The 8,153-nt window shown below is 71.1% G+C and carries 6 protein-coding genes; 1 reads left to right on the top strand and 5 read right to left on the bottom strand.

Annotation, left to right across the window (positions count from 1 at the left end):
- Window positions 1–120: 120 nt before the first annotated feature.
- From ACIQZN_RS12965 to ACIQZN_RS12950, 4 genes are all read right to left on the bottom strand, one after another.
- Window positions 121–852, bottom strand: coding sequence for an ABC transporter permease (locus ACIQZN_RS12965; protein ID WP_403991594.1), 732 nt, complete (start codon window positions 850–852; stop codon window positions 121–123).
- A gap of 34 nt (window positions 853–886) precedes the next feature.
- Window positions 887–1,672 carry an ABC transporter permease gene (locus tag ACIQZN_RS12960; protein WP_073968213.1) on the bottom strand — a complete coding sequence of 262 codons (786 nt, stop codon included), beginning with the start codon at window positions 1,670–1,672 and terminating at the stop codon, window positions 887–889.
- On the bottom strand, window positions 1,669–2,643 hold the full coding sequence (locus ACIQZN_RS12955; protein ID WP_403991647.1) for an ABC transporter ATP-binding protein: 975 nt from the start codon (window positions 2,641–2,643) through the stop codon (window positions 1,669–1,671). Before ACIQZN_RS12955 ends, ACIQZN_RS12960 begins: the two co-directional genes overlap by 4 nt.
- 154 nt (window positions 2,644–2,797) lie before the next feature.
- Complete coding sequence (locus tag ACIQZN_RS12950; RefSeq protein WP_403991591.1) at window positions 2,798–4,120, bottom strand: NYN domain-containing protein; 1,323 nt, start codon at window positions 4,118–4,120, stop codon at window positions 2,798–2,800.
- A 222-nt stretch (window positions 4,121–4,342) separates the two neighbouring features.
- Between ACIQZN_RS12950 and ACIQZN_RS12945 the strand changes: the two genes are divergently transcribed.
- Entirely contained in the window at window positions 4,343–4,522 is a 180-nt protein-coding gene (locus tag ACIQZN_RS12945; RefSeq protein WP_403991588.1) for a hypothetical protein, read from the top strand.
- Window positions 4,523–4,594: 72 nt separating this feature from the next.
- Here the strand turns inward: ACIQZN_RS12945 and dnaE are convergent, their stop codons facing one another.
- Window positions 4,595–8,134, bottom strand: coding sequence for a DNA polymerase III subunit alpha (dnaE, locus tag ACIQZN_RS12940; protein WP_403991585.1), 3,540 nt, complete (start codon window positions 8,132–8,134; stop codon window positions 4,595–4,597).
- Window positions 8,135–8,153: the final 19 nt, after the last annotated feature.

Genomic DNA, 8,153 nt, shown 5'->3' with positions numbered 1-8,153 from the left:
CGGAGCCCCGAAACCCACCCCGGCGCGAAACCAAGCCCGTCCGGCGTTTGAGGACCGGGGTCCGGGGCGGAGCCCCGGTTTCGGGAAGGGGCGGGGAGGGGAAAGCCCCGCGCAGCGGCCCTACGCCCCGTCGGACCCGGAAGACGGCGCCCCGGACGACGGCGCCGAAGGCGCCCCTGGCGCCCCGGGCCCCCACCCCCCGTAAGACGCCCACTCCCCCTCGAACTCCCGCGGCCCCCAAGCCGCCGTCAACCCCAGATGCACCACCATCGCCGCCAGCCCCCAAGCCAGCAGCACCCCATGCGCGTGCATCTCCAAGGGCGCGTCGAACACGACCCCCCTGCCGACCTCCCGCGCATGCGCGACCACATCGGACGTCGGCCCGAGCCGCGTCCCGAGCTGCCACGCCAGCACCGACCCGAGCACGCTGCCCACCGCGAGCCCCACCGTCAGCCAGATCCCGCCGCGCCGGTGGAACCAGAAGACGAGCCCCGCCGAGACCGCCCCGAACGCCAGCCCGAGCAGGGCGAACGTGCCGTCGGCCCCGATCGCCTCCTCGCCCTCGCTGTCGTTGAGGAACACCGCGGTGTTGTCGGAGATCAGCGGCACCCGGGGCGCCAGCCACAGCCACAGCAGCCCCATCAGAACGCCGGCGACGGTCACCGCGGCGGCCACGACACCCGCCCGCCGCAGATCCGCCCGCAGCTCCTCCCGGTCCACCCCCGGCGAGGGCGCCAGGTGGGAGCCGTGCACAACGGCGGGACCGCCCGGCTCACCCCCCGCAGCCGGCTTCTGCCAGTCCTGGTGGTCGTCGGGCGAGGGCCGGTTCGGCGGCGTCAGAGGTGCGGTCACCGTGCCATCGTGCCAGGCGCCCGCGAGCCGCGCCTCACCGGACCGCCGCCCTGCGGTACGCCCAGGTCGCGACGGCGAGCGAGACGACCCCGACGACGGCGCAGACCGCGAGGTCGAGCGCGACGACCGCCCAGTCGGGATGGGCGCCGAAGGACCGGGCCAGCGCCTCGACCCCGTACGTGGACGGCAGCAGATCGCGCGCCCAGTCCACCGGCTCCGGCAGCCGGTCGGCCGGCAGGACGCCCAGCAGGAGCGCGGCGGACATGCCGAGCTGCCCGAGCAGCGTGGCGAGCTCCTGGCGCGGCGCGAGGAGACCCAGCGCGGCACCGAGGCCCGAGAGCGCCGCGCCGGACAGCGGCACAACGGCCACGAGCACCCACAGATGCGCCATCGGCAGCCCGAACAGCACGCTGCCGGTCACCGCGGTGACGACGGTCCCGGGCACGGTGAAGGAGGCGTACGCCCCCGCCGCACCGAGCACGACCGCGGCGGGCGGCACGGGCAGGGTGGCGTAGTGGTCGAGCCCGCCGCCCGCCCGGAGCTGCCCGAAGTACTGGGCGAGGAGGTTCAGCGCGACGAAGGCGACGACCAGGACGCTGGACCCGGCGACGACGGCCCGCGCCTCGGAGCCGCCGTCCACCACCCCGCGCATGAGGATCATGATCCCGACGGACTGGAAGGTCGCCACGAAGAGCAGCGGGATACGGGCCACCCGGGCCCGGGAGAGCTGGGCGCGGTAGACGGCCGCGAGGGAGGGGAACAGCCGGGCCCGGGGGGCGAGCGTCGCGGCCGCCCCGGCCACCGCACCGATTCCGCTCATGCCTTCACCAGTCCCTTGGTCGCGCCGCCGCCGAGCGCGAGGTAGACGTCCTCCAGGCTCGGCGTCGCCAGGCTGAAGTCGTCGAGCGCCGCGAAGGCCCCGCCCCCGGTCACCGCGGCGACCGCTGCCCGCGCCTCGTCGGGCGCGAGCCGCAGCGACCAGCGCCGCCCGGACTCCTGGGCGATCGCGCGCAGGGCCGCGACCTCGGGGATGTCCAGCGGGGCGCGCTCGCGCCACACCAGCTCGACCCGGACCTCCCCGGCGACGCGCTCCTTGAGCCCGGCCGGGGTGTCGCAGGCGATGACCTTGCCGCGTTCGATGACGGCCACCCGGTCGAGGACGGTCTCGGCCTCGATGACGTTGTGGGTGACGAGCAGGACCGTCGCACCGCGCTCGGCGCGCCGACGGTCGACGGCGGCCCAGACGGCGCGCCGGGCCACCGGGTCCATGCCGGTCGTGGGCTCGTCCAGGACGAGCACGGGGCGCTCCCCGACGAGCGCGGCGGCGAAGCAGGCGAGGCGCCGCTGGCCGCCGGAGAGCTTCTTCAGCGGCCGGCCCGCGATGTCGGTGAGGCCGAGCTCGTCCAGGACGGCGTCGCGCTCGGCCCGGGCCTCGCGCACCGGGAGCCCGCGCAGCCGCCCGGTGGTCTCGGCGGCCAGGGAGACGGTCAGCTCGTCCAGGGCGGTGGACTCCTGCCCGAGGTAGCCGATCAGCCGGGAGGCCCGCTCGGGGTGGCGCACGAGGTCGTGGCCGAGGATGTCGACGCTGCCGGAGTCGGGCCGCATCAGCCCGGTGAGCTGGCGTACGAGGGTGGACTTGCCGGCTCCGTTGGGCCCGAGCAGTCCGAAGATCTCACCGCGCCGGACGTCGAGGCTGACGCCGTCGGTGGCGCGTACTTCGGGGATCGCGGGCGTGCCTCGGCGGCCCCGGGCCGGGGGATAGGTCTTCACCAGATCGCGCACCGCGCACACGGTGCCGCTCGCCGTCGGCGCCTGTACTGTCCCCGTACTCACGAGGTACGAGGGTACGGGGTCCGGGGACCGGCATTACGCCCGGGGCCGCACCGATCGGACATCAACGCCATCGATGGCGGCCGGGTTGAGCGGACCTCGGGCCGATGTGGACTCAGTCTCCACCGGGCCCGGATTTCGCGGCCTTCTCCGCGGCCCGCTCGGTCGGCGGGGCGTGGTCGGCGGCGGTCCGCACGTCGATCTCGCGCCAGAAGCCCGCCCGGATCGCGTACCGGTCGTGCTCGTCGATCTGGTCGTCCTTGTGGGCGAGGAGGCCGAAGCGGGCCGCGTACCGCAGGAGTTCGCCGTCGATGCGGTGCGGGATGCGCGGGTAGAGGGTGGAGAGCTTCGGCAGGTGGCCGGCCTCCGGGAGCCGTTCCATCCAGCGCCGGGCGAAGACCTGGCCCACCTCGAAGGGGTCGCCGCCCACCGTGGTGATGTCCTCCTCGCGGTCGGCCCAGCGCTGTTCGGCGCTGGTGAGCTGGGCGAGCGTCGGCAGGGACGCGGTCTCCGGGGGTTCGCCCAGCGGACCGCCGCGCTCCACCCAGCCCCGGTCCGACGACCAGCGCAGGGTCGCCGCGGGCTGCGGGGCCGGCTGCCGTTCGGGCGGTCCGGCGGGCCCTCGCAGGGTGCCGGCGAGGTCCTTCGGGGTGGGCACGCCCTTGGTGCCGTGGCCGTGCCCGTGCCCCGGCGCGGGCGGGGTGGGGGCGTCACCGGGCCGGGGGGCCGCCTCCTCGTCGTCGCGGGCCGCGTCGGCCTGCGCGGCGGCCCTGGACGCCCGCTCGGCGGAGGCGGCGAGGGCCGATTCGGGCAGCGGGGCGGAGAGGATCGCGGCGATCTCGGGGCGCGGGACGGGCGGCGGGGCGCAGAGTCCGCCGGTCTCCTTGGCGCGGACGGCCTGGGTGATCCAGGCCCGGTCGAGGACGCGGCGCTCGTCGGCCTCGGCGACCAGGTCCTCGGACTGGTTGTAGTCGCCGTCGGCGGCCTGGACGGCCCAGAGGTGGACGGCGACGCCGTGCTCCTTGGCGGACATCAGGCCGGGGAGCAGGTCGCCGTCGCCGGTCACCAGGACCACGTCAGAGCAGGCGCGGTTGCGGGCAAGCTCGGTGAGCTCGGCGTGCATCGCCGCGTCGACACCCTTCTGCGCCCAGCGCCCGTCACTGCGGGTGAGGGCGCCCAGCCGCACGGTGACCCGGGGCATCACGCGCAGCCTGCGGTGCTCGGGCTGCGGGACGCGGTCGGGGGCTCCGTCGAACCAGTAGATCCGCAGCAGGGGCTGTGCGGTGTCGGCCTCGGCGCGTTCGCGCAGCTGCTGGATGAGGGCCGCGTGGTCGACGGTGATGCGGGACCGGGCGGGCTCTCCTGCCAGCAGACTCGCGGCTGCGCCCAGCAAGTAGCCGGCGTCCACCAGGACGACGCAACGGTCCACGCGTTCCACCCTCTTCCAGGCATTCGGGATCGGGTTTTCTCAGGGTTCCTTCGAGTCTGCCCGACCGCGCCGGGGTTAACGGCCGGAACTCGATCATCGGCGTGGCGGATCACGAAAAGCGCGCATCATACCCCGCCACTACGCACGGTAATGATCCGACATGCGATGTTTATCCGATTATGTGAATCTGACGGTGGTCCTGGCCCCGAGAGTCCTTATAGGAGGAACACCATGGCCAAGAACAAGAACCGCAAGCAGGGCAGCCAGCAGGACCGCGCTTCGCAGGCGGAGCGCGGTGCCGAGGAGGCGCGCGCGGCGGCCGCCGAGGCGCGGAACTCGATGGAGTCGCAGGCTCAGGGCAGCCCTGCCGATGTTGCGCGCAAGCATCAGCGGCGCTTCGGCCACAACTGACCGGACTCCCGGCACACCGAGAGGGGCGACCCCGCGCAAGCGGAGCCGCCCCTCTCGTACGCGTACGAGACCTCAGCCGGCCAGGCAGGACGGCCCGAGCAGCACCTTCAGGTCACCGAAGAGCGCCGGGTCCGGCTTCACCCGGTGCCGGTCGAGCCGGAGCACCGTGGTCTTGCGGGGGCCCTGGAGCCGGATGCGCACCTCGGTGTCGCCCCGATGGCTGTTCAGCACCTCGCCGAGCCGGCTGACCATGGGCGGGGTGACCCGGACGGTCGGGATGGTCAGGACGACGGGCGCGTTGGTCCCCGCGTTGGAGATGTCGGGGACCTGCATCTCCATGGCGACCAGGCGCGGCACGTCCTCGCGCTTGTCGAGGCGCCCCTTGACGAAGACGACGGTGTCCTCGACGAGCTGGGTGGAGACCAGCTGATAGGTCGCGGGGAAGAACATGCATTCGATGGAGCCGGCCAGGTCCTCCACGGTGGCGATGGCCCAGGCGTTGCCCTGCTTGGTCATCTTGCGCTGGAGGCCGGAGATGATGCCGCCCACGGTGACGATCGCGCCGTCGCTGTGCTCGCCGCCCATGAGCTGCGCGATCGCGGCGTCGGCCTTGTCGCTCAGCACGTGCTCGATGCCGAACAGCGGGTGGTCGGAGACGTACAGCCCGAGCATCTCGCGCTCCTGGGCCAGCAGATAGGACTTCTCCCACTCGATGTCGGAGAACTCCACGTCGAGCCCGAAGCCCGGCTCGTCGCTGTCCTCCTCACCGCCGCCGAAGAGGTCGAACTGCCCCTCGGCCTCCTTGCGCTTGACCTGCACCACGTTGTCGATCATGGGCTCGTGGTGGGCGACGAGCCCCTTGCGGGTGTGGCCCATCTCGTCGAAGGCGCCGGCCTTGATGAGGGATTCCACGGTCCGCTTGTTGCAGACGACGGCCTCGACCTTGTCCAGGAAGTCGGGGAAGGTGCTGTACTTCCCCTTCGCCTTGCGGCACCGGATGATCGAGTCCACGACGTTCTGGCCGACGTTGCGGACGGCCGTGAGCCCGAAGAGGATCACGTCGTCGCCCTGGGCGGCGAAGTTGGACTCCGACTCGTTGACGTTCGGCGGGAGCACCTTGATGCCCATGCGCCGGCACTCGTTGAGGTAGACCGCGGACTTGTCCTTGTCGTCCTTGACCGAGGTCAGCAGGGCGGCCATGTACTCGGCGGGGTAGTTCGCCTTGAGGTACGCGGTCCAGTAGGTGACGAGCCCGTACGCGGAGGAGTGCGCCTTGTTGAACGCGTACCCGGCGAACGGGACCAGGACGTCCCAGAGCGCCTTGATCGCCGCGTCCGAGAAGCCCTTCTTCTTGGCGCCGGCCTCGAAGAGGACGAAGTTCTTCGCCAGCTCCTCGGGCTTCTTCTTGCCCATCACGCGGCGCAGGATGTCGGCCTCGCCGAGCGAGTACCCGGCGACGATCTGGGCGGCCTTCTGCACCTGCTCCTGGTACACGATCAGGCCGTAGGTGAGGCCCAGGACCTCCTTGAGCGGCTCCTCCAGCTCAGGGTGGATCGGGGTGATCTCCTGGCGGCCGTTCTTGCGCTCGGCGTAGTTCGTGTGCGAGTTCATGCCCATCGGGCCCGGCCGGTAGAGGGCCGAGACGGCGGAGATGTCCTCGAAGTTGTCGGGCTGCATCTGGCGCAGCAGCGAGCGCATCGGCCCGCCGTCGAACTGGAACACGCCGAGCGTGTCACCGCGGCACAGCAGCTCGTAGGTCTTGGGGTCGTCCAGCGGGAGGGCGAGCATCTCCAGGTCGATGCCCTTGTTGGACTTCACCATCTTGATGGCGTCGTCCATGATCGTCAGGTTGCGCAGCCCCAGGAAGTCCATCTTGAGGAGGCCGAGCGATTCGCACTGCGGGTAGTCCCACTGCGTGATGGTGACGCCGTCGGTGTGCCGCACCCAGACCGGGGCGTGGTCCACGATCGGCTCGCTGGACATGATGACGCCGGCGGCGTGCACGCCCATCTGCCGGACCAGGCCCTCGACGCCCTTGGCGGTGTCGATGACCTTCTTGACGTCCGGCTCGTTCTCGTACATCCCCCGGATCTCGCCCGCCTCGCTGTAGCGCGGGTGGCTGGGGTCGGTGATGCCGTTGAGGTCGATGCCCTTGCCGAGGACGTCGGCGGGCATGGCCTTGGTGAGCCGGTCGCCCATGGCGTACGGATAGCCGAGGACGCGGGCGGAGTCCTTGATCGCGTTCTTGGCCTTGATCTTGCCGTAGGTGCCGATCATGGCGACCTTGTCGGCCCCGTACTTCTCCGTCACGTACCGGATGACCTCGACGCGCCTGCGCTCGTCGAAGTCGATGTCGACGTCGGGCATGGAGACGCGCTCGGGGTTGAGGAACCGCTCGAAGATCAGCCCGTGCTCGATCGGGTCGAGGTCGGTGATGCCCATGGCGTACGAGACGATCGAGCCGGCCGCGGAGCCTCGGCCGGGGCCGACCGCGATGCCGTTGTTCTTGGCCCACATGATGAAGTCGGCGACGACCAGGAAGTACCCCGGGAACCCCATCTGGATGATGATGTCCATCTCGTACTCGACCTGCTTCTGCCGGTCGTCGGGGACGCCGTTCGGGAAACGGCGGTTCATCCCGACCCGGACCTCCTCCTGGAACCAGGTGATCTCCGTGTAGCCCTCGGGGATCTCGAACTTCGGCATCAGGTCGCGCTTCTCGAACATCCCGGAGGTGTCGATCTGCTCGGCGACCAGGAGGGTGTTGGCGCACCCCTCCTGCCAGGCGTCGGAGGAGTCGACGCCGTACATCTCGTCCGTGGTCTTGAGGTAGTAGCCGGTGCCGTCGAAGCGGAAGCGGTCCGGGTCGGAGAGGTTCTTGCCGGTCTGGATGCAGAGCAGGGCGTCGTGCGCGGTCGCCTCGGAGGCGTACGTGTAGTGCGAGTCGTTCGTCACGAGCGGCGGGATGCCGAGCTTCTTGCCGATCTCCAGGAGCCCGTCGCGGACCCGGCGCTCGATCTCGATGCCGTGGTCCATCAGCTCCAGGAAGTAGCGCCCCTCGCCGAAGATGTCCTTGTAGTCGGAGGCCGCCTTGACCGCCTCGTCGAACTGGCCGAGCCGCAGCCGCGTCTGGACCTCGCCGGAGGGGCAGCCGGTGGACGCGATCAGACCCTCGGACCACTGGGAGATGGTCTCCTTGTCCATACGCGGCCACTTCTGGAGCCAGCCCTCCGCGTAGGCGTCCGACGACAGCTTGAAGAGGTTGTGCAGACCGGTGCTGTTGGCCGCCCAGATCGTCTTGTGGGTGTAACCACCCGAACCGGAGACGTCGTCGCGCTTCTGGTGCGGCTGCCCCCACTGGATCTTCCGCTTGTGCTTGCGCGACTCGGGCGCGACGTACGCCTCGATCCCGATGATCGGCGTCACACCCGCCTTCTGCGCCGAGTGGAAGAAGTCGTACGCCCCGTGCAGGTTGCCGTGGTCCGTCATGGCGATATGGGTCATGCCCATCTCGTTGCACGCGTTGAACATGTCCTTGAGCCGCGCGGCACCGTCCAGCAGCGAGTACTGGGTGTGGACGTGAAGGTGCGTGAAGGGCGGCTTGGTCGACACAGTTTTCTGACCTCCGAGC

Source organism: Streptomyces sp. NPDC097595 (assembly GCF_044761525.1).
In the GTDB taxonomy this organism is placed as follows: Bacteria; Actinomycetota; Actinomycetes; order Streptomycetales; family Streptomycetaceae; genus Streptomyces; species Streptomyces drozdowiczii_A.
The sequence above is the reverse complement of the archived record's forward strand: the minus strand, read 5'-3'. Positions and strand labels throughout refer to the sequence as shown.

Coding starts and splice junctions, on each gene's coding strand:
- ACIQZN_RS12960 (WP_073968213.1), bottom strand. CDS start 1,672: ATGAGCGGAATCGGTGCGGTGGCCGGGGCGGCCGCGACGCTCGCCCCC.
- ACIQZN_RS12945 (WP_403991588.1), top strand. CDS start 4,343: ATGGCCAAGAACAAGAACCGCAAGCAGGGCAGCCAGCAGGACCGCGCT.